This is a genomic window from Hymenobacter sp. 15J16-1T3B (genome assembly GCF_020711235.1).
Classification (GTDB): Bacteria; Bacteroidota; Bacteroidia; order Cytophagales; family Hymenobacteraceae; genus Solirubrum.
The window spans coordinates 234,535-258,439 of record NZ_JAJFAV010000007.1 but is presented as its reverse complement, the minus strand read 5'-3'; the positions used below and the strand labels follow the sequence as shown (position 1 = coordinate 258,439).

The window sequence follows — 23,905 nt, the reverse complement described above, 5'->3', positions numbered from 1 at the left end:
CTGCGGGCTAGCTGCCTTGCACGGCCGCCGTCGGGCTGTCCTGGCGCCGCGCCAGCAGTTCGCCCAGCTTGGTATAAATGAAATCCGCAGCCAGGTCGCGAAACTTGTCGGTGGCGCCTTGGAGCACCTCGCGGTACTCGTGGGCACGGCCTTCCAGCAGAATAGTGACGAAGATGGTGCCGGCGGGCTTGTCGGGCGTTTCGGAGGCACCGGGCCCGAACAAGCCGGTGATGGACACGCACACGTCGGCGGGCAGGTGCTTGTGCAGGCCTTCCACCATTTCGTTGGCCACCTGCTGGCTTTCGGCGGAATATTCCTCCAGGGTTTTCTTCTTCACGCCCAGCAGGCGCTGCTTGGCCTCGGCGTGGTAGGTGACCACCGAGCCGAGCAAGACCTCGCTCACGCCCTGCGCCGGGGCCAGCTGGGCCGCCACCCAGCCGCAGGTGCAGCTTTCGGCCAGGGCCAGGGTGAGCTTGTGCTGAATGAATTTCTTGACGAGGGCGTCGACGTCGGGGGACTTCATGGAAAGCAGGGAAATTTAAGGACGGCGCGGCGGGGGGCATACGGTCGCCTTGCTTTGGGGTTACGCTTGTGATGCGGCAGCGCGTGCCCTTGGCAGAGGAGACCCGCGCTAGTTGCGCTGCTAGGTTTCACTTAATAAGAAAGTATTAGGCAATTTTAATATGGATAGTCTTGCATTGGACTTGGTAAATTGCTACTTTATTATGCTCTGATAACTATAAACGGTTTCGAGGATGGCCACTATTTCTGCGCAAACAAACTTCTCTTCCTCATCTGGCCAGGCACAAGTAGAAGTGCACGAAGCGGGCCCGATTCCGGCTGTGTCCGGCCGGGAGGTTACCAAGGTCATTGTTGCAATACACGGTGTGGGCGACCAGCACAGTTTTGGCACGTTGCAGTCGGTTGTCAACCGCTTCTGCTCTTACCATCACGCGCCAGCAGCGGTACCGCTAGGCAGCTTTCACACCAAGGATAATCTGTATTGCCTGCCCGATTGGTATCCACGCGAGCAGTTTCAGCACTTGGCGTTTGCCGAGGTATACTGGGCTGATATTCCCCGGGCAGTAGTCAAAGAACGTTACACCTTGGAGGAAGCCAAGAACTGGGCTCGCACCATCGTCGAGCGGATGCGCATGCGCCAAAAAGCGGCCCAGTTGCGGCAGGGGCCGGAACTGCCCGCGTCCGAGCGCCGCGCTGTCGATGCGGAGTTTCAGCGCATCAAGTTCATCATGACGGAGATGATTGAGAGCCTGGCAGTGGCCGAGCGCTTCTGTTACCTGGCCGAAAAAGCAAGTTTGTTCACGTTTGACCTGCGCAAATTGCTCGATAACTACTTGGGCGACGTGCAGGTAGTGACGGAGTTCGGCACGGCCCGCGGGCAAATCCTCACCGCCTTCGACAAGATGCTGACGCGCGTGCACGAGGCCTACCCGGGCGCCGAAATCCACATAGTGGCCCACAGCGAAGGCACGGTCGTGTCGCTGCTGGGGCTGCTACAAGCCCTGCACGAGCCGGGCAAAGCTCCGTGGCTGGAGCAAGTGCGCGGCTTCATGACGCTTGGCTCGCCGATTGACAAGCATATTGTTCTATGGGAAGACCTGTTTAGCTGGCCCGAGGGCGCGGGCTTGGAGCGCAAGCAGGATCAGAAAATCCACTGGCGCAACTACTACGACTTCGGTGACCCCATCGGGTTTAACCTCGACGAGGCCCGCAACCGACTCGAGCAGCACAACCTGAAAGGCGTTTTCGAATTCGAAGACCAACACGACCACGGATTTGCGCGCTACCAGTTTCCGGGCAAGGCCCACGTCGACTACTGGGAAGATGAGCACGTGTTCGGCCACTTTATCCGCACGGTGGTCAACCGCAATGAATCCCCCGAACGCCGGCATGATGTCTACACTAAACCCCCGGGCAGCAAGCTGAAGGCGCAGCTGATCAGTTACACGCTGCCCTACGTGGGCGTGCTAGGCATGCTGTTCGGCGCGGCGTACGTCGTATTCAAAGCCTTGCTTGATTACTTTTTTAAAAATTACGGCGACGTTGCGACCAAGGCTGGCCAAGCGGTAGGCGAGGTAGCGGCCGCCGCCAACGCCGGAGCGGCGGCGGCCAAGCCGTTATTTAGTTTCACGCTCGAAAAGCTCAACAGCGACTATTTCGTGTTTGCCAGCGCCCTGGGCGGCATGTGCCTCTTGGGCGGTCTGACCTTGGTAGGGCGCCTGCCGCGGCTGAAGCAGAACAGCTGGGTGCAGGTCGGCGCCTGGGTCGGCGCTTTGGCGGGGCTGGGCCTCGGGTGGTTGCTGCTGGCCGGGCAACTTGCCAGCGCGGACGCAACTGCTGATTGGGCGGATAGCCTCGACTGGCTACGCCAACACAGTCAATTTCCTTTGCTAACACTAGCCGGCGCCCTGGTAGCTTACCTGACGGCGCGGTTCTGTACCCACTGGGGCATGGTGCCGCTGCTGGTTCTGGGGGCCTTGGGCGTAGGAGTACTGGTGTGGGAAGGCACGCACATGATGCGCGAGGACCAGGAGCCCGGGCCGCTCTGGCCGGTGCTGCTGGCTACTGCCGTGGCACTGTACGTGTGGTGGCTGGCGGCCCTGCTGTTCGACATGGTGTGCGTCTGGCACGCCTCCATTCGTCAGTCGGCCTGTGTGCAGCACATCACCCAGATGATGGAAGCCAAACCCTTGCCCGACGCAAAAGCTCACGCCGCGCAGAAGCCCACGCTGGTGAAGGCATGAAGGTCTCCAGCTTCTCTACCCCAGGATTTTGCGTTCTAGGTGTAAAGAGTTGAGTAGGAGCAGGCCTGCGCAAACCGGCTGCTACCTTCGCCGCCATGAGTGCTCCTACCGAAAAAGACAAGATGCTGGCTGGCGAACTGTACCAGGCCAACGACCCGCAACTGGTGGCCGAGCGGCACCGCGCCAAGGAGCTTTGCCACCGCTACAACCAGAGCCCCGTCGACCTGGACCGCGCCACCCTGGTCGAGCTGCTCGGCCGCGACACCGATGCCCACCTCGAAGCCCCGCTGCGCCTCGACTACGGCTACAACCTACGCCTGGGCCGCCGCGTGTACGCCAACTACAACCTCACCGTGCTCGACTGCGCCCCCGTCACCATCGGCGACGACGTGTTCATTGCCCCGAACGTGGTGTTGAGCACGGCCGGCCACCCCGTGGAGCCCGGTCCGCGCACGGCCGGCTGGGAGTTTGCCCGTCCCATCGTCATCGGCGACCGGGCCTGGCTGGGCGCGGGCGTCATCGTGCTGCCCGGCGTGCGCATCGGCGCGGGCAGCACCATCGGGGCGGGCAGCGTGGTCACGCGGGATATTCCGGCGGGCGTGGTAGCGGCCGGCAACCCCTGCCGGGTGCTGCGCGAACTGCCGCCGGAGGAGTAAGCGGCCGCACGTAGGGGGCCGCCGAGGTGACTGCGCTACGAGCGAGCCGGCCAGCTATACAGGCCCAGCGTGAAGCCAAAGGCCGAACCGCGGGCCCGCAACTGGCCCTGGGTGATGGCCGCGCCGCCAACGCCGTACTGGGTTTCAAAGCTGAGCAGGTCGGCCAGGCCCTGGGCAACATACACGCTCACAAAAGCCCGCTCCCGGTTGCGCCAGTGCACCCGGGTGGTGAGGCCTGCGGTGAACTGCGGCGCCCAGGCCCGGTGGAAGCTGCTGCGGGCTCGCAGCACGGTATCCTGGTTGCTGACAACGTAGCTAAAGCCGCGTTGCTGCTCCACATCACGCCCGAGGTAGTTTATTCCTGCCCCGGCCAGCAACTCCCATATCAAGCGCAGATTGCGGACCGCCCGGGTCGGGTCATGGACCCGGCCCGGGCGGTAGTGCGCTAGCCAGCTGAGCCGCTCCAGCTCGAAGGAGTGACCAACGCGGGCCCGGAGCAAGCTGCTCGGGGTGCCGGCCGGTGGCGTGATGACGTAGCTGCAGTCCAGCACGACCACGGCGTAGTCAAGCGAGGTGCTCCAGCGGCCCGGGCCGCGCAGGCGCAGGGCCACCCCAGGGCGGGGACTCACGCTGCCCGGACGCACGCGCAGCCCGGGGGCCTGGGGTCCTCGCAGCCACCCCTGGGCGTAACCGGCTTCAAACTGCCCGCGCAGGTCGAGGTACAGGTGGTGCTGCGCCGGGCGGGCACGGTCAGCAGCAACGCGCCGCCGAGCAGATAAGAGGTAACGCGCGGCATAAAACGGGTAATAGCAATACGGCAATTAGCCGGCTAAACGTCGGGGCCTGTGGGCGTAATGCGTGCCGGCTGCCGGGGCCCGCGGGTTAGTCCTGCCGGTACACCGCGCCCTGCTTCATCACGAAGCGCACCCGCAGCAGGCTGCCCACGTCCTGCAGCGGGTCGCCGTCGACGGCCACCACGTCGGCCAGCTTGCCGGGCTCCAGGGCGCCGAGGTTGTCGGGTTGGCCGAGCAGCTCGGCGGCGTTGAGCGTGGCGGCGCGCAGGGCTTCGAGCGGGGGCATGCCGGCCTCCACCATATACTGGAATTCCTTGGCGTTGACGCCGTGGCGGTACACCGAGGCGTCGGTGCCGAAGGCAATTTTCACCCCGGCCTTGTAGGCGCGCCCGAATGTGCCCTGCAGCCGGGGGCCAATGGCCAGGGCCTTGGGGGTCACCAGCGGCGGGTAGTAGTTGGGGTGTTTCGTGGCCGAGTCGGCCACCGATTTGCCGGCAATGATGGTGGGCACGTACCAAGTGCCGTTTTTCTTCATAAGCCGGAATACCTCGTCGTCCATGAGCGTGCCGTGCTCGATGCTGTTGACGCCGGCCCGCACCGCCCGCTTCATGCCCTCGGCGCCGTGGGCGTGGCAGGCCACGCGCAGGCCCAGGTCGTGGGCCGTTTCCACCACCGCCCGGATTTCCTCCTCCGTCATCTGCGGGGCCGAGCCGTCCTTGGCCACCGACAGCACCCCGCCGGTGGAGGCAATCTTGATCAGGTCGGCGCCGCGCTTGTACTGCTCGCGCACGGCCTGCCGGGCTTCGCTGGGGCCGTTGGCCACGCCTTCGGCCGGGCCCGGCACGCCCATCAGGTCGAGGCGGTAGCCGTTGGTGGGGTCCATGTGCCCGCCGGTGCCGCTGATGGCCTTGCCCGCGGTGAAAATGCGCGGCCCCTGCACCAAGCCGCGGTTGATGGCGTTGCGCAAGGCAATGTTGACGCCCGAACCGCCCAGGTCGCGCACGGTGGTAAAGCCCGCGCGCAGGGTGGTGCGGGCGTACACTTCGGCTTGGTAAGCCACGTCGGCGGGGTTGTCGGTGAATTCCTTGAGGAAGCCGTTGGGGCTGGTTTCGCCCTCCAGGTGCACGTGGCAGTCGATGAGCCCGGGCAGCACGGTGCGGTTGCGCAGGTCGATAACCTTGTCGGCCGGACCGGCGGCGGGCGTGTAGCCGGCTTGTACGGCCTGCACCCGCCCGTTTTCCACCACCACGGTTTGCTCCGTGAGCAAGCGGCCGGCGCGCACGTCGAGCAGGTGGCCGCAGTGCAGGTAGGTTTTCTGGGCCGCAGCCGATAGAGGAAGCAGTGCCAGCAGGGCGAAAAGGGTAGGAGCGGAACGGAGGCGCATGGTGGTGGGAAATGAGGCAGGGCCGGATGGCGGAAGATACGCGCTAAAAGAACGCTGCATGCCTACCAAATTCCGCGCAATCCGTACCTTACTGCCCGGGCCGCAGTGGCCCGCTCACTTTCTACCCATTCCCCGCCCATGGCAACCCAGCAAGAATTTCAGGACGCCGCCGACCGCGCCCAGCAACTGCCCAAGAAACCCGACAACCTGACCCTGCTCAAGCTCTACGCTCTCTACAAGCAAGCCACCGAGGGCGACGTGAGCGGCGACCGGCCCGGCGGCTTCGACTTCAAAGCCATTGCCAAGTACGACGCCTGGGCCGGCCTGAACGGCAAAGGCCAGGAGGAGGCCCGGCAGGAGTACGTAGACCTGGTGAACCAGCTCTTCCAGCAAGCCTAAACCGTCACCCCGGTTGAGCCAGCGGCCGCACCGGCCGTCATTGCGAGCGAAGCGCGGCAACCGCAGAAGGCGTCGCCAAGCCTTCCGCCAGGAGCACTGCCGCTACAATCCTTGCCAACCAAAAAGACACCGCCCGAAACTGGCTTTTGCAGTTTCGGGCGGTGTCTTTTGGGCTCCTGCCAATTGCGGTGTCGTGCCGCGAGAGGAAAGATGGCGTCGTCCTTCGTTCTCGCAATGACGGTGGGGTGAACCCGTGCTGCTGGCCGGCGGCTACTTATGCCTTCTTGGGCGGCAGGTCGAAGGCTACGGCGTTGTGCTCGAAGTGGCCTTTGTGCGACCCGTCGCAGAAGGGCTTGTTGCTGGAGAGGCCGCAGCGGCAGATGCTGACCAGGGTGCGGCCCTGCAGGCCGTACTCATTGCCTTGGGCGTCGACGATGACGAAGTCTTCGCCTTCGACGCGCAACGAGCCGTTGTTGTTAACGGTGAGTTTCGTGGGCATGGGGAACAGGAAAAATGGTGAAGTGACAGAGTAGATGGTGACAGGTGCGGCAGCGGAATGAGCCGGCAATGAGAACAGCGAAGCGGACCGGGCACCAGTCCCGGGTTGCCCGACTACCCGTTCAGCTTTTTTCGCATCACGTAGTCGTTCATCCAGTACGGGCCGATGGGAATGTCTTCCTCGCGGTGCTGCTGAAAGCCCAGGCGCTGGTAGAACGTGAGGGCGGGGTTATGGCGGTTCACGTTCAGCTCCAGCCACTGGCCGCCGGCCATGCGGGCGCCGCCCTCCACGGCCGTCACCAGGCGCTGGCCCAGGCCCAGGCCCTGGTGCGAAGGTAGCACGTAGAGTTTGTGCAGCTTGAACACCTCGGGCTCCGTGGAGCGGGCGCTGTACGACGCGTAGCCGGCGGGGTGGCCGTCGTAGTACACCAGCAAAAAGCGGTGGCCCTCGTCCTGCATCTGCCGCGCCAGCGAGGCGGGCGTGTAGATGACGCGGTACATGTACTCGATTTGCTCCTTGCTGATAATGAAGCGGTAGGTGGGCTCCCAGGTGGCCTCGGCCAGCTCGATGATGAGGGGAATATCGGCCGCGGTGGCGGGCTGAATGGTGACGGGAGCGGCTACCGAATCGGGCATAGGAGGCGGGCAGAATATAATTTCGCAAAATAACGAACGTTCTTCCGGCCCGTAAGTGGGTTTGGCCCGAAATTTAAAGAGCCGGGCTGTAGCCCGGTTGCGGGCCCCGCGGCCCGGTGCCGGACCGCGCCTCTTTTTTCCCTCAGTTGCTCGCTATGAAACGAATCCTGCGTTCTGCCGCCTTCGCCGCCGCCACGCTGCTGGTCGCCTCCGCGGCCTCGGCCCAAACGACGCCGGCCAAGACGCCTACCAAGACCACCACGCCCGCCAAAACGCCCTCCAAAGCGTCGTCGACCACCGACCAAGTCCTCTCCGACGTGGAGCGCGACCTAGGCGTGTTCCGCGAGTGGGTAAACGACCACCTCGACAAGGCCGACGTGGTCACCAAGCGCGAACTGCCGCGCATCAAGGAAGAATACGAAACCCAAAGCTCGCGCATCGACCGCGGCCTCGACAGCCTCACGGCGGCGGGCAAGCGCGAATACGCCGGCCTGAAAAACCGGTACGAAACCTGGGAAGCCCGGCAGGAGCGCCTGGAAAAGCAAGCCAGCCAGCCCGAAACGGCCCAGCAAACCCAGACGCGCATGCTCGGCGAAAACGTGAACGTGACCACGGCCCGGGCGTCGGAGATGACCGACCTCTACAGCCGCTTCATCGACTACGTGCGCACCAACCGCAAAAACTGGACGCCCGAGGACTGGGCCCAGGCCTCGGTGGTGCTCACCCGCCTCAACCAGCGCTACGAGAAAGTGCGCGACTTGATTGAGGTCGATGACCGCCTGCGCATTCGCTCCTGGCAGGCCGAGTTCCGCACCTTGGAGCAGGCCAAAAAGACCAAGGAGGCCATCAGTGAGTAAGAGTAGGCCCTACTGACCGCCGGGCCGCGCGAAGCTGGGCAGCTGCCGGATTTCCTTGTTGAGGTGGCCATCCGGCATTGGTCCGCGAGATGCTCCGACAAGGCCGACGTGACAGGCTAGGCAATTCCCGAATGGTTTAAGCTGCTGCGCCAGTGCGCCGAAAGGTGTGCTGGCGCAGCCATTTCCAGGCCGCCCCGACGCTGTAGAACGTGCGTAACTCCACTTGCTCGCGGATTTTGTCGATCAAGGCGGCGTTTTCGAACGACACCATCATGTCGGCGTTGATGACGTAGGCAAAGCCCGTGAGGCCGCTGACTTTGGCCCGCGGAATCCACTCGTACTCGATCCACGCCATGGCTTCGCCCCAGTCGCCGCTGGTGCCGCGCTTGTCGTTGAGCAGGCCCGTGGGGTGCAGCTGCTCCAGCCACGGCAGGCTGGCCTCGGCCACGCGGATGACCTCGTCGGCGGTGAGGTGGCCGTGCCAACGGATGTAGAGCACGCGCTCGGCGGCAAAATAGCCGAAGTCGGCCACGCGCTGCCCGTGTGCGTCGTCGACGTGGTAGACCAATTCCACGGGCGAATGGATTTTGCAGGTGCGGGGAAGCGGGGCAGACAGCGGCATATAGATAAGTTACCATATTTCCAGCGGCCCCGCAATTCCTGCGCACTCAGCACAATCGGCCCGCGGCTTTCCCGTACTTTTGTCGGCCTCATTCTGCATTTGCCCTCCACCCATGCATATCGCCATTGTCGGCAACATCGGCGCCGGTAAGACTACCCTGGCTCACAAGCTGGCCCACCACTTCCAGTGGGAAGTGTTCCTGGAAGACGTCGACGACAACCCCTACCTGAAGGATTTTTACGACGACATGCCGCGGTGGGCCTTCCACCTGCAGGTGTACTTCCTCAACAGCCGCTTCCGCCAGACGCAGCGCATCAAGGAGCTGCAGAAGGGTAACAAGGGCGTGATTCAGGACCGCACCATCTACGAGGACGCCCACATCTTCGCCGCGAACCTGAACGAATCGGGCCTGATGAACGAGCGGGACTTCAAAAACTACCGCTCGCTGTTCGATTCGATGATCAGCATGGTGGAGCCGCCCGATTTGCTGCTCTACCTCAAGGCCGATCTGCCCAAGCTCATCCAGCAGATCGAGAAGCGCGGCCGCGACTACGAGACGCACATGCGCATTGAGTACCTCAAAAACCTCAACGAGCACTACGAGCGGTGGATCAGCAGCTACGACGCCGGTAAGCTGCTCGTCATCGACGTAAACCAGCTCGACTACGTGGCCCGCCCCGAAGACCTGGGCGTCATTATCGAGAAGATTCAGGGCAAGCTGTTCGGCTTGTTTTAAGAAGCCCCGTCATCCTGAGCAGCGGGAAGGATCTTCCTTCAGCCCCGTTAAAAAGAAGCGCAGCCACCGATCTGGTGGCTGCGCTTCTTTTTGCTATCCTGTCGAGCGGGGCGTTTGGGCTTGGCTCTGCGTAAGCCGCGGCGGTGCGGGGTAGGAGGAAGGTCCTTCGCTGCGCTCAGGATGGCTGTCGGGATGATCGGGCTCCTTACTCTTTACTCCCTTATTCCCCCGCCATGGCTTCGTTCAGGAAGCTGACCAGCGGCTGCGCGGCTTGCCAGGCGGCCAGCACGCGCTCGGGGAAGTCGGGGCGGAGCACTTCTTTGTCGGGGAAGGCGCGCCACACGAAGAAGCTTTTCAGCCGCAGCCACTCGATGTCGGGGTCGGTGCGGTCGTAGCCTTTGGGGGCGGTGCGCAGGGCCTGGCTCATGTCGAGGCCATTGGGGAATTCGCGCAGCAGCTCGGGAGCTTGGCGAATGGAGTGGAAGGCGTCGGCGTTGTAGTGAATTTCCTGGCGGATGCGGGCTAGTTGCTGGGGTTCGGGCTGCCAGCGGCCGGCGCCCACGTAGGTTTCGCCGCCAGCCTCGAGGGCCACGAAGTAGCCGGCCCAGGGGCTTTGGCGGCCGTCGCGCTTGAGGCCGGCGCCCATGTGGTTTTTGTAGGGCTCGTCGCTTTGCTGAAACCGGTCGTTTTTGTTGATGCGGTACATCACGTCCGACGGGCTGAGCGTCAGGAGCCCGGGCTCAAACTGCTGGGCGCGCTGCAGCAGGTCGGCAATGAGGGCGGTGTAGGTTTTGCGGGCGCGCTGGTAGTCGGCGCGGTGCGCGTCCATCCAGGGTTTGTTGTTGTTCTGCTTGAGCTGGCGCAGAAACTCGAGTACGGGGGCGAGGTCCGTCACGGGCGGAGAAGGGGAAGTGGGAAGTGCGAAAAGCGGGCCGGCGGGCCCGGTGATGAACAACCACCCGAGACGGTGGTTAGTGCCGCCGGCAAAGAAAAAGGCCCGTTGCCGGGCCTTGGGGTTTGGATAAGGAGCAACACGGGCCGCCCCCGCGGCTAGCGGTGGCGCTGGGCCATCACGCCGGGGTGTTCCGCCTCGTTGAGCGACCAATCGTAGGGCAGGTACTGCACCGTGGCGGTGGGCGCTACCGGCGTCTGGGCGTAGCGGTTGAGAAAGGCCACGAGCCGGGCCGCGTCGCCAAACTCGGCGGCGTGCCAGTCGAACACGCTGGACACCTGCACGGCCGCCGGCGTGAGCTGGTTACGCGTGGCGTCGTTGACGAAGCGGCGGGCCTGGGCGTCGAGTTGCGCGTCGAGCTGTGGGCCGCTGAAGGCTTCGGGCAGCAGGGTTGGGCTGGAGGCGGCGGCGCAGTGCAGGGCCAGGAAGCGGCGCGGGTCCTGGGGCAGCAGGCGGGGCAGGATTTCGCGCTCAATCTGGTTGAGCGAGTACTGCTTGCCGCCCACGTTGACCTCGGGCGCTTCCCACACCGAGCGGTAGCCGCCCACGGTCTTCACTTTGATGTCGCTCAGGCGCTGCACGGGGTAATACTCCACCGCCAAGTGCACCGTGTACGCGTTGTACACATTCAGCCAAAACGCCGCTTGGTCCTGGCGCGACCAAGCGGCCTGGGGCGTGGTGCGGCGCAGGGCCTGCAGGTAGCCGCGCAGCTGGTCGTCGTGCTCGGCTAGGTCGGCGTAGCTCAGGCGGCCGTCGGCCTGCACGTTTCGTTTGAGCAGATCATCCCAGGGCTGGTGCAACAACTCGAGGGTGTTGTTGTCGGCGCGGGCGCCGGTGCTGATGAGCAGCGTAAGCCACAGGAGCAGCTGTGACCAAACGAAGCGGGGTTGAATCATTGCTTAGGTGCAGGCAGGGGCGCGAAAAGAACTTTTGCCAAGGGCCTGTTCCTATTTCGGGATAAGAGCCAGCCACTTGCGCGTGGCAAAAGTATAATCAAGCCGGCATTTTACCAATGCTAAATAAAATTATTCCGGAAGGGATATGTAATAATTGTTAGCTGTTACCAAAATGGGACATAGGCCAACGGTGCAGTTTAAACCGCCGCCACACTGCTTCGACCAGCCCACTGCGGACCACAATTATCAAATGATCCGGATGTGATGCTGCCCTGAGCACGTCGGTCAGGGCTGGGGCCAGTCCCTCGCCGCGCAGCTCCAGTGGGCCAATTTCATCGACCACTAGCCAGTGAACAGCCGGGTCCGTAGCGGCGCCGCGCAGGGCGGCGTTGGCCCAGGCAAAGGCCGCCGGAGAAAATTGAAAGCGGCCCACCGACAAAACCGGCCACTGGCCCGGCCGCGCCGCTACGGGCCAGCGCAAGCCGCTGCGCAGGTCCAGGAAGTGCCGCTGACTCTGGTAGTCGGTGGGCATAAGCAACCCGCCTACTCCGGCCTGGCCGGCGACCCAGCGGCGCAGGCAAGTGGTTTTGCCGGAGCGGATGGGGCCGCTGAGTAAGTGAATCTGCATGGCTCAGGCAGCCGGCGGCCCGTCGTCGGGGCGCAGCAGGACGTTGACGGCCAGGGCTCGGCCAAACCAGCGCAGGCGGTTGCGGCCGCGGTACCCGGCCGAGTGCCGCCAGCAACTAGCTACCAGCTGCCGGGTGGCGGGCAACAAAGCGAGGGTGTGACGTAGGTCGGCGGCCCAGCGGCCGCGCGGCCGCGTGAGCCAGTGGCGCAGGCGCTGGGTGAGCCAGGGCCCGAGCAGCAGCGTCCACGCGCCGTAAAGCAAAACGGAGCGCAGCAGCAGGCCGCCTAGGCGGTGCTCGTTGGCCGCCGCGGCCGGCACCCAGCCCAGCTCGGCGGCCAGCCACAGCCCCAGGCACCCCAGCCAGAGCCCGAGCAGCAAGCGGCTGATGCCCCCGCGGCGGGGGCGGTTCGCCGCCGATTCAGCTGGGCTTTCCGTCTCGTCGTGGGAGGCCTCGGGGTGCAGCTGCAGCCAGGCGTAGCGCTGCACGAGGCCGGGTAGGCGGGCCGGCAAGCCCCCGGCCCACCAGCCCAGCGCCGCGCCCACCACGGCGTGCGCGCCGAAGTACAGGCCCACCAGCCAGAGCGCGTAGTTCGGCTGGCTGGTAGCGGTGGTGCCGAGCAAGCCGCGCACAAAATCATTGAAGGCGGCCGGCAGAGCTTGGCCGCCCAGCAGCCACAGCGTCAACACCCGCTGCCCGGCCGACTCCACCATCGTGAGCAAGCCTAGCAGCAGGCCGCGCAGGCGAGGCAGGGCCCGCGGCCAGCTCAGCACTTCGCCCAGCAGGCCCTGGAAAGCCACGGCCACGTAGGCATTGGGCGAGGTATGCGGGCTCAGCAGCGCCTTGATGGTAAGCACCACCAGCAGCGCGCGCAGCACCGTGCCGGGGCCGCGGCGGTAGTGGCCCAGCAGGGTCAGCAGCACCACGGCCGCGCCGCCCACCAGCAAGCCCGTCACCGGCAGCCGAAACGCGTGCAGCACCCCGCCGAGCAGGGCTTCGCTCAGCGCCCACAGCGCCACGAGGCGCGGCAGCAGCAGGGGCGGGGCAACAACGGCGGTAGCGGCGGGCTGGGGCATGGCAAGCGGGGCGAAGCGGCGGCTGAAAACCCGGCGGCGGGCAAAACGAGTGGGGGCAGGCCGGACGGGGCGGCGGGGGCTACGTGAGCAGGTGGTGGCTGACCACGGCCGCCGCCGCGCCCACGCGCAGCAGCCCCTGGGCCGGCCCGACGACGTTCATGCCGAACATGACCTTGTTGCCCTGGGTGCGGTAGCCGGCCAGGGTGCGCAGGGGCTCGGGGCCGCGCTGGGCCGTTTGCTGGTCGGTGGTGGTGAGCACGCAGCGGGCGCAGGGCCGAATGCCGTGGAAGGTCACGCCGCCGAGCTGAAACTCGTACCAAGTGTCCTCGGCGTAGGGCGCCGCGCCGCTCACCACTAGGTTGGGGCGGAAGCGGTTCATGGGCACGGCCTCGGGCAGGCGCTGGTTCAGATCGTCGAGCGAAGCTTGGCCGATGAGTAAGTACGGGTAGGCATCGGCGAAGCTAACCAGACCGGGGGCGTAGCCGCCGTCGGCGTCGCGCAGGGCGGCTTCGGGCATGTGCACCAGGCGCACCGGCAAGCCCAGGGCCTCGGTCAGCCACTCGTCGTGCTCCTTGAGGCCGCGGAAGGCAAACACCATGTCGTCCCAGATGGTGACGAACTGCGTGCCCTTGTGTTCGGCCTCGAAGGGCACGAGCAAGGGGCGTAGGTCGGGGCGCTGGATGTGGCGGATGATGAAGCCGTTGTGGGCGTAGTCGAGGTGGAGCAGCGCCATTTGCGGGTGGGTGCGCTGCGTCAGAAACTGCCCGCGCTGGTCGACCACCAGCCAGCGCCGGTCGTGGCGCAGGCCGCGGCTGGTCAGCTCGGCCTCGGGCACGCGCAGGCCCCCGAGCGACTTGACGGGGTAGAGGTATAAATCGGTCAGCGTGAGCGGAGCGGAGGTATCGGCCATAGTGGGACGAAGGTACGGCTTGCGCGGGAGTCGGAAAGGGGGTAAACTGCGGAGCCGCTGCTTACCAGTGGTGCCGTTGCTATGCATCCCGCCGCCACTCTGCCCGCCGACGTGGCGGAACTGCCGCCCGCGGCCGAGCCCTGCCTGAACTGCGCGCAGCCCCTGCTGGCCGGGGCCGGTTACTGCCCGCACTGCGGGCAGCCGCGCCCGCACCGCCTTTCCACGGCCCACGTGCTGCACGAAATCCTGCACGTATTTACCCACGCCGACAAGAGCATCGTCGGCTTCGTGGGGCAGGTGCTGCTGCACCCCGGCCGCGTGGTGCGCGACTACCTGGCCGGGCGCCGCAAGCGGTATTTCAACCCGTTTCAGTTCTTGCTGCTGGCGGTGGGCGTGGCCACGGTACTGGCCGTGCAGCTGCACTACTATGAGCGCATCGGCGAGCAGGTGCAGCACACCATGCAGGCCCACGGCGCCCCGGCGGCCGTGCTGGCGCGGGTGGGCCGGTATTTTCACGCCGTCGGTAAGTTTTTCAACGTGTGGTGGCTGGGCCTCATGCCCGTGCACGCGCTGGTGGCCTGGGCCGTTTACCGCCGCCGGCTCAACTACGCCGAGTCGTTCTTCGTGCTGGTCGTCATCGGCAGCGCCTTTCAGCTGCTGCTGATTCTGGCGCTGGTAAGCGTGTTTCTGTTCGTGGGGCTGGAGCCGGGCAGCAGCACGGCCCTGCTGCAAGGCCTGGTGTACTTCGGCTACCTGAGCTGGATTGGGCGGGGCGGCTTGGAGCTAAGCTGGCCGCGGGCCCTTGGCAGCGCGCTGGCGGTCAGTTTGCTGGCCGGGCTGATCAACTTCGGCGCCAACTGGGTGGCCTTTTGGATCTACGTCATGCACTTCTGGCTGCCGTAGCGGGCGGGCAGCAATTGGACGAACCAATCAGCCCGTCATCCGGAGCGCAGCGAAGGACCTTGTTGGCACCTTGCATATCCCCTAATGCCAACGAGCAGACGCTAACCAGCCCTAAAGGCGAAGCGCAGCCACCACGACCAATATGAAGGCCGTTGGGGGCTGCGCTTCTCGGTTGGTGCGGGGCACGAAGAAGGTCCTTCGCTGCGCTCCGGATGACGGGCTGTTTTACTCATCTGCTCATCCACTCCGCCACAAAGCCGCTAATGCAGCGGCCGTTTTTTAATCAAGCCGCCGCGGGTGTCCTTGATGCTGTGCATGAGGATGAAGGCCTGGTGGTCAATGGCTTCGACTTCGGTGCGCAGGCGGGTGAGTTCCAGGCGCGTGACGGCGGTGAAGACGATGTCGAGGCCTTCCTGCTGGTGGCCGTGGCCGCCGTAGCCGGTGCGGCCGGCGTAGATGGTCACGCCGTGGCCGAGCTTCTCGGTAATCATCAGGCGAATGGCCTCGCTGCGCTTGGAAATGATGGTGACACCGGTGTACTCTTCGAGGCCGTCAATCATGAAATCGACGGTTTTGGAGGCCGAGAGGTAGGCCAGGATGGAGTACAACGCGGTTTCGACCGACAGCACCCAGGCCGCCACCAGGAAGATGACGATGTTGATGAGCAGAATCACGTCGCCCACGCTCAGCGGGCTTTTGCGGCTGGCAAAGACCGAGAGAATTTCGGTGCCGTCGAGCACGCCGCCGCCGCGGATGGTGAGGCCGATGCCCGCCCCGAGGAAAAACCCGCCGAACACCGAAATCAGCAGCTTGTCGGTGGTCAGCACCGGGAAGGTGACGAAGTAGAGCACCAGGGCCAGACCAATAATGGCCAGCGTGGCGCGCACGGCCACCACCCGGTCGAGGTGGAAATAAGCCAGCAGCAGAAACGGCGCGTTGATGACGATGATGAGCACCGACAGCGGCCAGCCCGTCACGTGCGCCGTCAGCAGCGACATGCCCGTCACGCCGCCGTCGATGAAGTCGTTGGGCAACAGAAAGCCCTTCAAGCCCAGCGCCGCCGAGAAAATGCCCGCCAGCATCAGCCCTGCGTTGACGAGCTGCCGCCGCAGCAGCCGCCGCGCCTGCTGCCACAGCTCGTGGTTGGAGGGTCCGGGCGTGGGGCCGTCGGCTTGTTGCTGGCGGAGGACGTTGCGGATGATGAGTTGTTGGATCAGCATGCGGCGGCGAGGCTAGGTAATAGTGCTAGGTACGGCCAAAGATGGTTTTTTGACCGGAATGAGCGTACCCTAGCCGGGCGGCTGCGAAAAAAGGCTACCCAACGGGCCTGCCCTTTCCGAACCAAGCCGCCGCTGAGCCCGCCCGCGGGCACGCCGAGGGCTCCGGCGCGTATGGCCCAAAAACGAAGCCGCCACCAACGCCGAAGCGCCGGTGGCGGCTGCCGAAGGAGGGAGCTTGCTTATTTGCCGCCGGCGGAAGTGGCGCCGCTAGCCGAGGCCGTGGCCTGCTGGGCCAGTTGCACGGCGCGGTAGAGGTTCACCACGCCGCCGGTGTTCGACAGGGTCGTGAAATCGACTTTTTTCTTTTCCTCGCCGGGCTTGAGCACCTGCGTGTGCACCGGCTCGGCCGACTGCATGATGATGCGCTTCAGGTCGGCGGCCTGCAGCTGCGGGAAGTAACTTTTGAGCACCGCCGCTACGCCGGCCACCGTGGGCGCGGCCATGCTGGTGCCGCTTTCGTTGCCGTACTTGCTGCCGGGCAGCGTGTTGTAGATGGCTACGCCCGGGGCGAAAACGTCGACGCGCTTGCCGTAGTTGGAAAACTCAGCCGCCAGCTTCTCGTCGTTTTTGCTGGCCGAGGCGCCCACGGTCAGCACGTTGGGGTAAGTGGTTTTGGCGCCCTCGGCAATGGCAGCCGGGAAGTGGTCCACCTGGTCGATGTTGTTCGACTCGTTGCCGGCCGCGTGCACCAGCAGCACGCCCTTGGAGCCGGCGTAGCGGATAGCGTCCTCCACGGCCTTGCGCTGGGGCGAGTAGTACTTGCCGAAGCTCATGTTGATGACCGTCGCGCCGTTGTCGACGGCGTAGCGGATGGCGTTGGCTACGTCCTTGTCGTGCTCGTCGCCGTCGGGCACGGCGCGCACGGCCATGATGCGCACCGGCGCATCAGCCACGCCGAGCACGCCCTCGTTGTTGCGGCGGTCGGCGGCGATGATGCCCGACACGTGGGTGCCGTGCATGGGGTCGGGGCCGTGCACGTCGTTGTTGCCGTAGGTGCGCTGGGCCACGTTGTTTTCGTCGTCCTGCACGATTTCGGCCCGGGGATTATAGTCCAGGTTCAGCGAGTATTTCACCCGCTTCTCCGAACTGGTGGCCGCCTCCTGCATCTGCGTCACCACCGATTCCATGTCGGGCGCGCCCGAGGCCACCAAGCTCTGGTACCACTGCGAGGCCACCGATTTCAGGCGGGCATCCTGGGTGGGCGGGTTGCGCAGCACGGCCGTATCCAGCCGCTGCACGCCCAGCACCTTCTTCACGATGTCCACGTTCTTGCCGATGGTTTCGCTCAGCGGGCCGTACTGCTGGGCGTTTTCGGTGTCTTCCTTGACTTTCTTGTCGTAGTCCTTCTTCACGCGCTGGTACAGGTCGTACTCGGCCTGCTTGTCTTTGGCTACCGCCGAGCGGCTTTTGCCCTCGTAGAGCGGCTTGAGCTTGGCGACCAGGCGCGTCTCCTCGTAGGTGTCGGTGTCCACGTTGCGGCCGTCCTTGCCGCCGAGGAAGTTCCAGCCGTAAATGTCGTCGACGTAGCCGTTGCCGTCGTCGTCCTTGCCGTTGCCGGCAATTTCCTTGGGGTTGTGCCAGAGCACGCGTTTCAGGTCCACGTGGGCCGTGTCCACGCCCGAGTCGATGACGGCCACCACCACCGGGGCGGCGGTACGGCCTTTTAGCAGCTCGGCGTAGGCGCGGTCGGCGCTAATACCCATCACGTTGTTGGCCTTGGGGTCGAGCATCGTCCACTGGGGGGCGGCGGCCGGCGCCGGGGCGGCGCTTTGGGCAAAAGACGCGGCGGGCAGCAGGGCCACGCCGAGCACGGTCAGCCAGGGACGGAGGGAAATGCGCATGGGCAAAGGGAAAAATCTAGGGTAAGGTGCGGCGGCAACCAAACGAATTGCGTGCCGGAAAGATAGGCCACTGACGCCAGCCGGAGGGCGGGCGTTGCGGCCAAGTCAGGTTTTTCTATCCATAGGCTTTAACTGATATTGTGGTATATCTCGTTCCCGCCGCGTGAATTACCGGCCCGATACTCTCCATCGGTTGCCGCCGCAGGTGTGGGCCGGTGTGCTGGGCATAGCCTGGCTACTGGTGCTGCCGGTGCTGGCGCTAGCCGTGCTGCTGCCCTGGCTGGAGCCGCGGTCCGTGCCGGCCAGCCCGGCCGCCGAAGCGCCGCCGCCCGCGGCCGGGCTGGCCGGGGCGCTGCAGGTATTCGGCAACTCCCTCGAAGCCGCTTTCTTCTTCTTGGGCTGCCTGCTGGTGTTCAGCGCACTCGTGGTCGTGCAAGCCTTCTGGAGCCCGTGGCCCTCGTACCGGCGCTACCTGCACGCGCGGCCGCGGACGCTGCAGCTGGGGGCGGCTGTGGGCTGGTACGCGCTAGTGCACGCCTCACCCAGCTCGCTGGCCACCGCTTGGTCCACGCGCTACTGCCTGGGCTGTGGCGCACTGGCCCTGGGCCTGCCCGCCCTTATTGAGTAGCTGGGCAGTACCCGGCGGCGCCCGGCTGGGCAGTGACTGCCAGCACCGCGGGCCTGCCGAGTCTGCCGAAACATCTTACCCCTTCGGCGGTCTACCTTTACGCCCCGCGTTTCTAGTCTTGCCCGAATGTCTTTGACCCGTCGCCTCGTCCGCGCCGCCCTGCCGGCCCTCAGCCTGTTTGCCGCGTCGTTCTTCCCCGCCCAAGCCCAGGCCCAGGCGCCCAAAATCTACTCGTCCTCGGAAATTCTGCTGGGCCTCAAAAAGCTCAACGTCCTGGGCTCGGTGCTCTACCTTGCCGCCCACCCCGACGACGAAAACACGCGCCTGATTGCCTACATGGCCAACGGCCGCCTCGTGGAAACGGGCTACTTCAGCTGCACCCGCGGCGACGGCGGCCAGAACCTCATCGGCCCGGAGCTGCGCGAGCAGCTGGGCGTCATCCGTACCCAGGAGCTGCTGGCGGCCCGCCGCATCGACGGCGGCCGGCAGTTTTTCTCCCGCGCCAACGACTTCGGCTTCTCCAAGACCTCCGACGAGACGTTCAAGATCTGGGACAAGGAGCAAGTGCTGGCCGACATGGTCTGGGTGATTCGCCAGCGCCGGCCCGACGTGCTCATCACCCGTTTCCCGCCCGACGCCCGCGCCGGCCACGGCCACCACCAAGCCTCCGCCATCCTCGCCGCCGAAGCCTTCGACGCCGCCGGCGACCCGAAGCGCTTTCCCGAGCAGCTCAAGTACGTGCAGCCCTGGAGCCCGAAGCGCCTGCTTTGGAACACGGGCTCCTTCTTCGTGAAGCCCGGCGAGTCGATGGAGGGCTACCTCAAGCTCGACGCCGGTGGCTACAACGCCCTGCTCGGCCAGAGCTACGGCGAAATTGCCGCCCGCAGCCGCTCCCAGCACCGTTCCCAGGGCTTCGGTTCGGCCGCCCAGCGCGGCGAGGCGCTGGAGTACCTGCAGCTGGTGAAAGGGGAGAAGGCCACGAAAGACCCGCTCGACGGCGTGGACCTGAGCTGGAACCGCGTGAAGGGCGGCGCCGCCGTGGGCAAGCTCATTGACGAAGTCATCCGCAAGTACGATGCGAGCAAGCCGGAAGCCTCGGTGCCCGCGCTGCTCAAGGTGCGGGCGGTCCTGGCGAAGCTCAGTCAGAACGTGGGGGAGAATAGCCTGCCGACCACCGAGTCCTTTTGGGCCCGGGAAAAGCAGCAGGAGCTGGAGCAGCTGTGCCAAGCGGCGCTGGGCCTGAGCGTGGAGGCGCTGGCGCCGGCTCCCTTGCTAGGCGCCCGCGAACAGACGCGCCTGCGCGTGGAAGTGCTAAACCGCTCGAGCATGCCGGTGAAGGTGACGGACGTGTCATTCGACGGCACCACGCCGGGCCTGGCCAAGGATACTACCTGGACGCAGACCCTGCTGCCGGGCAAGTTGCTGACCTTGCGCCCGGCTTTCTCCATTCCCGACTGCGGCCCCAACTCGCAGCCCTACTGGCTGCAGCAGCGTAGCCAAGGTGCAGGCATGTACGAACTGCCGTATGCCGTCAGCCTCAACCGCTGGGTGCGGCCGGGCGACAACTTGGATGCGCCGCACTCCCTGATCGGGGCTCAAGAGCTGGTATTCTTGACGAATTTAACCAGCCCGGATGGCACCAAAGCCTACCAGGCCGGCACGCACGACTTGCTCGGCCGCCCTGAAAACCCAACGCTGGCCGTTGCTTCGGTGGCGGTGCAGGTCGGGGAGACGCCGCCGCTGCTGATCAGCGTGCCGGTGCAGTTCAAGCGCGTCGATCCGGCCGTGGGCGAAATCTACCAGCCGCTGGTGGTGCTGCCGCCGATTCTGGTTAACCTGCCCGGCGCCCGGGCCTACGTGTTTGCCGATCAGCAACCGAAAACGGTGCCCGTCACGGTGCGGGCCGGGCAAGCCAACGCCAGTGGCTCCGTAAGCTTGTCGGTACCCGCGGGCTGGAAGGTCAGCCCGGCCGCAACCGAGTTCAAACTGGCCACCAAAAACGAAGAGAAAACGCTGTATTTCCAAGTGCAGCCCGGACCGGAGGTGGCCCCCGGGCAGGCCGAGCTACGGGCTGTGGTTAGCTACAGCGGCTATTTCTGCGTGCCGGGCCCGGAGGGGCCCCGCAAGCTCACGCGCGGCATCCAGCAGATCAATTACCCACACATTCCGACGCAAACGCTCTTCCCCGAAGCCGTGGCCCCGTTGGTGCGCCTCGACGTGAAGCGCCGCAAGGAGGAAATCGGCTACCTCATGGGCGCCGGCGACGAAGTGCCCGACGCCCTGCGCCAGCTCGGCTACCGCGTCACCCTGCTCAAGCCCGAGGAGCTGTCGGCCGACAAGCTTAAGCGCTTCGACGCGGTGGTGCTCGGCGTGCGCGCCTACAACACCGTCGACCGGCTTAAATACCAGCAGAAGGAGCTGCTCGAATACGTGGAAAAGGGCGGGACGCTGGTGGTGCAGTACACCGTCAACCGCGGCACGGTGCTGCCCGAAATCGGCCCGTACCCCATGCAGCTATCGAATGACCGCGTGACGGTGGAAGACGCGCCGGTGACCATCACCCGGCCCCAGCACCAGCTCATGAGCCTGCCCAACAAGATTACCGCCAAGGATTTTGAGGGCTGGCAGCAGGAGCAGGGGCTCTACTACCCCAGCTCCTGGGACCCGAAGTACCAGACCGTCATCAGCTCCCAGGACCCCGGCGAAAAGCCCAAGGAATCGGCCATTCTCGTCACCGACTACGGCAAGGGCCACTATATCTACACCGGCCTCTCGTTCTTCCGCGAGCTGCCCGCCGGCGTGCCCGGCGCCTACCGCCTCATCACCAACATGATCGAGCTGGGCAAGGACAAGGCGAATTAGGGCCGGCAGGAATGAGGGTAGTTGTTTAGAAGTTGAATCGGCCAGGTAGGGCAGGGGCAGCAGAACGACCAACTACCCTCCTCGGACGAGGAGGAAGCCGCCGCGCCAGCGGCGGCCTGGGTGGCGGACCGTCGTTGCTGACGCTGAAAGCTACACTTGCCCGCAACGCATTGCCACCAATCAGGCTGCGCCGGCAGCCTGGTAATCGGTTCCGTCGGTTGTCCGTGGCGCCCGGCCGCCATTCGCGTGTTGCTACCGGCTCACCGACACTTTCTGCCGCCTCGCCGACGCTGCTACCGCCGAAGTGTCCGGCTGCCTCGCCGCTTGTGCCGGCCGGCGCTGCGTCGCTTCCCGCCATCTGGCACGATATTGCCGGCTGATGACCAGCGTCCGCGCCGCAACCTGCGCCCAGCCGCCCACGTCCCTTCCGCGCATTCCCGCCCTGCCCATGCCCCAGCCTGCCACTTCGCCCGCCGATGCCGCCAACGATGCCCGGCCCCCGCTGCTGTCCTCGTGGCGAGCCTGGTACGCGCTGGTGCTGGCCGCGCTGGCCGCCGAAATAGCCCTGATGGCTGCCCTCACCCGCTATTTCGCCGCATGAGTGCACTTGATTGGGCCGTACTCTGCGGCGCTCTGCTCTTCATCATCGGCTACGGCACCTGGCGCACCCGCCGCGCCGGTCACTCCCTCGATGGCTACCTGCTCGGCGGCCGCCAGACGCGCTGGTGGGGCGTGGGCCTGAGCATCATTGCCACTCAGGCCTCGGCCGTTACCTTCCTGAGCACGCCCGGCCAGGCCTACGCCGACGGCATGCGCTTCATTCAGTTCTACTTCGGCCTGCCCGTGGCCATGGTGCTGATTGCGGTGGTGGCCGTGCCCATCTACCACCGCCTGCGCGTCTACACCGCCTACGAATACCTGCAAAGCCGCTTCGACCGCCGCACCCGCACCCTGGCCGCGGGCCTGTTCCTGGTGCAGCGCGGCTTCAGCAACGGCCTCTCGCTCTACGCCCCGGCGCTGGTCCTCTCCGCCATTCTGGGCTGGAACACCACCGCCACCGTGCTGCTGCTCGGCGCGGTGATGATAGCCTACACCGTCAGCGGGGGCACCCGGGCCGTCACCGTCACCCAGCAGGGGCAGGTGGCCGTCATCTTCGCCGGCATGGCCACGGCCGGCTATTTGCTCGTGCATTACCTGCCCCGGGAGGTCGGCTTTCAGGACGCGCTGCACCTGGCCGGGGGCCTGGGCCGGCTGAACTTCGTCGACTTCCACTTTAGCTGGACCGACCGCTACAACTTCTGGACCGGCATGACCGGCGGCCTGTTCCTGGCCCTCTCGTACTTCGGCACCGACCAAAGCCAAGTGCAGCGCTACCTCTCGGGGCAAAGCGTTACCCAAAGCCGCCTTGGCCTGCTCATGAATGGCCTGGTGAAAGTGCCCATGCAGCTCGGCATCCTGCTCATCGGCGTGTTGATGTTCGTGTTCTACCTCTTTCAGCCGGCTCCGCTTACTTTCAACCGCCCTGTGTACGACCGGGTGATGCAGGGCGCCCAGGCCCCCGCTGCCCGCCAATTGGAACAACAACACCAGGACCTGCAGCGTGCCCAGCAGCAGGCGGCCACCGCCTTCGTGCGGGCCCGCCACGCCCACGACACGCCGGGCCAGGCCGCCGCCCGCCAGCGCCTGCAGCTCGCCCAAGCCGCCGCCGCCGGTCTGCGCCAAGACTGGCTGGCGCTGGTCAAGCAAACCGCGCCCGCCGCCGACGCCAAGGACACCGACTACGTGTTCATTTCCTTTGTGCTGCGCTACCTGCCGCAGGGCCTCGTCGGGCTGCTGATAGCCGTGGTGCTGAGCGCCGCCCTGGGTTCGGCCGCGGGCGGGCTGAACTCGCTTGGCTCCACCACCCTCATCGACCTCTACCGCCCCTACACCCGCCGCGAGCAGTGCACCGACGAGCACCTCGTGCGCGTGTCGCGCTGGGCCACGGTGGGCTGGGGCGTGCTCGGCATCGGCTTTGCGCTGTTTGCCGCCCGCATGGAAAACCTCATTCAGGCCGTCAACATCCTCGGCTCTTTGTTCTACGGCACCATCCTGGGCATTTTCGCCGTGGCCTTTTTCCAGAAGCAGGTGCACGGCCGCGCCGTGTTTTGGGCCGCCGCCGCCGTGCAGCTGGCCACCGTGCTCTGCTTCTGGCTCACCGACATTGCCTACCTCTGGTACAACATCCTCGGCTGCGCCGCCGTGATGCTGCTGGCCGCGCTATTGCAGCGCCTCTGGCCCGAGCCGAAAACCCAACCAACAGCGCATAACCAGGAAGCCGTGGTCGGTTGAGCCCCAGCTCAACACGGTAGCCCCGGCCGTCATTGCGAGCGAAGCGCGGCAATCCTTCCGCTAGCTGCACCGCCGACGCAATACTTATTACCCGAAAACAGCCGCGCCCAGAACTGATGCTACAGTTTCGGGCGCGGCTGTTTTTTAGTTGCTGCCAGCTGTATCGTCGCGCCGCGAGGGGTCGGATTGCCGCGCCTCGCTCGCAATGACTACCACCCGAACCGCTGGGTTGAGCGGCTGAACGTGGCAAATA

At 65.4% G+C, this 23,905-nt stretch carries 23 protein-coding genes; 10 read left to right on the top strand and 13 right to left on the bottom strand.

The window, feature by feature from the left end:
* Window positions 1–7: 7 nt before the first annotated feature.
* On the bottom strand, window positions 8–523 hold the full coding sequence (locus LJ737_RS14095; RefSeq protein WP_227766769.1) for a CinA family protein: 516 nt from the start codon (window positions 521–523) through the stop codon (window positions 8–10).
* A 232-nt stretch (window positions 524–755) separates the two neighbouring features.
* Here LJ737_RS14095 and LJ737_RS14090 point away from each other — a divergent pair, with 232 nt between their 5' ends.
* Entirely contained in the window at window positions 756–2,765 is a 2,010-nt protein-coding gene (locus LJ737_RS14090; protein ID WP_227766768.1) for a lipase family protein, read from the top strand.
* Window positions 2,766–2,860: 95 nt separating this feature from the next.
* The gene (locus LJ737_RS14085; RefSeq protein ID WP_227766765.1) at window positions 2,861–3,421 is read left to right on the top strand and encodes a sugar O-acetyltransferase; all 561 of its coding nucleotides are present in this window, start codon (window positions 2,861–2,863) and stop codon (window positions 3,419–3,421) included.
* A 35-nt stretch (window positions 3,422–3,456) separates the two neighbouring features.
* Here LJ737_RS14085 and LJ737_RS14080 read toward each other — a convergent pair whose 3' ends face one another.
* Together LJ737_RS14080 and LJ737_RS14075 are read right to left on the bottom strand one after the other, a co-directional pair.
* On the bottom strand, window positions 3,457–4,242 hold the full coding sequence (locus LJ737_RS14080; protein ID WP_227766763.1) for a hypothetical protein: 786 nt from the start codon (window positions 4,240–4,242) through the stop codon (window positions 3,457–3,459).
* Between the two features lie 61 nt (window positions 4,243–4,303).
* Complete coding sequence (locus LJ737_RS14075; RefSeq protein WP_227766762.1) at window positions 4,304–5,599, bottom strand: metal-dependent hydrolase family protein; 1,296 nt, start codon at window positions 5,597–5,599, stop codon at window positions 4,304–4,306.
* 138 nt (window positions 5,600–5,737) lie between these two features.
* Here LJ737_RS14075 and LJ737_RS14070 point away from each other — a divergent pair, with 138 nt between their 5' ends.
* A complete protein-coding gene (locus LJ737_RS14070) occupies window positions 5,738–5,998 on the top strand; it encodes an acyl-CoA-binding protein (RefSeq protein ID WP_227766760.1) in 261 nt (86 codons plus the stop codon).
* A 274-nt stretch (window positions 5,999–6,272) separates the two neighbouring features.
* On the opposite strand, the gene LJ737_RS14065 is transcribed toward LJ737_RS14070, so the two are convergent.
* Window positions 6,273–6,497: a CDGSH iron-sulfur domain-containing protein gene (locus LJ737_RS14065; RefSeq protein ID WP_227766758.1), complete on the bottom strand. Its 225-nt coding sequence runs from the start codon at window positions 6,495–6,497 to the stop codon at window positions 6,273–6,275.
* A 113-nt stretch (window positions 6,498–6,610) separates the two neighbouring features.
* Entirely contained in the window at window positions 6,611–7,132 is a 522-nt protein-coding gene (locus tag LJ737_RS14060) for a GNAT family N-acetyltransferase (protein WP_227766757.1), read from the bottom strand.
* Between the two features lie 155 nt (window positions 7,133–7,287).
* On the opposite strand from LJ737_RS14060, the gene LJ737_RS14055 reads away from it, so the two are divergent.
* Complete coding sequence (locus tag LJ737_RS14055) at window positions 7,288–7,989, top strand: hypothetical protein (protein ID WP_227766755.1); 702 nt, start codon at window positions 7,288–7,290, stop codon at window positions 7,987–7,989.
* Between the two features lie 136 nt (window positions 7,990–8,125).
* Here the strand turns inward: LJ737_RS14055 and LJ737_RS14050 are convergent, their stop codons facing one another.
* On the bottom strand, window positions 8,126–8,611 hold the full coding sequence (locus tag LJ737_RS14050) for a hypothetical protein (RefSeq protein ID WP_227766753.1): 486 nt from the start codon (window positions 8,609–8,611) through the stop codon (window positions 8,126–8,128).
* A gap of 112 nt (window positions 8,612–8,723) precedes the next feature.
* On the opposite strand from LJ737_RS14050, the gene LJ737_RS14045 reads away from it, so the two are divergent.
* On the top strand, window positions 8,724–9,347 hold the full coding sequence (locus tag LJ737_RS14045; RefSeq protein ID WP_227766751.1) for a deoxynucleoside kinase: 624 nt from the start codon (window positions 8,724–8,726) through the stop codon (window positions 9,345–9,347).
* A gap of 220 nt (window positions 9,348–9,567) precedes the next feature.
* Here the strand turns inward: LJ737_RS14045 and LJ737_RS14040 are convergent, their stop codons facing one another.
* From LJ737_RS14040 to LJ737_RS14020, 5 genes are all read right to left on the bottom strand, one after another.
* Window positions 9,568–10,242 carry a DUF2461 domain-containing protein gene (locus tag LJ737_RS14040; protein ID WP_227766749.1) on the bottom strand — a complete coding sequence of 225 codons (675 nt, stop codon included), beginning with the start codon at window positions 10,240–10,242 and terminating at the stop codon, window positions 9,568–9,570.
* A gap of 155 nt (window positions 10,243–10,397) precedes the next feature.
* On the bottom strand, window positions 10,398–11,195 hold the full coding sequence (locus LJ737_RS14035) for a DUF547 domain-containing protein (protein WP_227766747.1): 798 nt from the start codon (window positions 11,193–11,195) through the stop codon (window positions 10,398–10,400).
* Window positions 11,196–11,352: 157 nt separating this feature from the next.
* The gene (locus LJ737_RS14030; protein WP_410779953.1) at window positions 11,353–11,823 is read right to left on the bottom strand and encodes a nucleoside-triphosphatase; all 471 of its coding nucleotides are present in this window, start codon (window positions 11,821–11,823) and stop codon (window positions 11,353–11,355) included.
* 3 nt (window positions 11,824–11,826) lie between these two features.
* A complete protein-coding gene (locus LJ737_RS14025) occupies window positions 11,827–12,897 on the bottom strand; it encodes a hypothetical protein (RefSeq protein ID WP_227766743.1) in 1,071 nt (356 codons plus the stop codon).
* Window positions 12,898–12,976: 79 nt separating this feature from the next.
* Complete coding sequence (locus tag LJ737_RS14020) at window positions 12,977–13,807, bottom strand: MOSC domain-containing protein (protein WP_227766742.1); 831 nt, start codon at window positions 13,805–13,807, stop codon at window positions 12,977–12,979.
* Between the two features lie 81 nt (window positions 13,808–13,888).
* Here LJ737_RS14020 and LJ737_RS14015 point away from each other — a divergent pair, with 81 nt between their 5' ends.
* Window positions 13,889–14,710 carry a DUF3667 domain-containing protein gene (locus LJ737_RS14015; protein ID WP_227766741.1) on the top strand — a complete coding sequence of 274 codons (822 nt, stop codon included), beginning with the start codon at window positions 13,889–13,891 and terminating at the stop codon, window positions 14,708–14,710.
* 260 nt (window positions 14,711–14,970) lie between these two features.
* Here the strand turns inward: LJ737_RS14015 and LJ737_RS14010 are convergent, their stop codons facing one another.
* The gene (locus LJ737_RS14010) at window positions 14,971–15,930 is read right to left on the bottom strand and encodes a YitT family protein (protein WP_227766738.1); all 960 of its coding nucleotides are present in this window, start codon (window positions 15,928–15,930) and stop codon (window positions 14,971–14,973) included.
* Between the two features lie 239 nt (window positions 15,931–16,169).
* A complete protein-coding gene (locus tag LJ737_RS14005) occupies window positions 16,170–17,831 on the bottom strand; it encodes a S8 family serine peptidase (protein WP_227766737.1) in 1,662 nt (553 codons plus the stop codon).
* Window positions 17,832–17,994: 163 nt separating this feature from the next.
* Here LJ737_RS14005 and LJ737_RS14000 point away from each other — a divergent pair, with 163 nt between their 5' ends.
* The 4 genes from LJ737_RS14000 to LJ737_RS13985 all read left to right on the top strand — a co-directional run bounded on the left by LJ737_RS14000 (window position 17,995) and on the right by LJ737_RS13985 (window position 23,652).
* Complete coding sequence (locus tag LJ737_RS14000) at window positions 17,995–18,459, top strand: hypothetical protein (RefSeq protein ID WP_227766735.1); 465 nt, start codon at window positions 17,995–17,997, stop codon at window positions 18,457–18,459.
* Between the two features lie 126 nt (window positions 18,460–18,585).
* Window positions 18,586–21,321, top strand: a complete 2,736-nt coding sequence (locus tag LJ737_RS13995; RefSeq protein ID WP_227766733.1) for a PIG-L family deacetylase — start codon at window positions 18,586–18,588, stop codon at window positions 21,319–21,321.
* A 448-nt stretch (window positions 21,322–21,769) separates the two neighbouring features.
* The gene (locus LJ737_RS13990) at window positions 21,770–21,922 is read left to right on the top strand and encodes a hypothetical protein (RefSeq protein WP_227766730.1); all 153 of its coding nucleotides are present in this window, start codon (window positions 21,770–21,772) and stop codon (window positions 21,920–21,922) included.
* A complete protein-coding gene (locus tag LJ737_RS13985) occupies window positions 21,919–23,652 on the top strand; it encodes a sodium:solute symporter family protein (protein ID WP_227766729.1) in 1,734 nt (577 codons plus the stop codon). The genes LJ737_RS13990 and LJ737_RS13985 overlap by 4 nt, the downstream gene beginning before the upstream one ends.
* The last annotated feature ends 253 nt before the right edge of the window (window positions 23,653–23,905 follow it).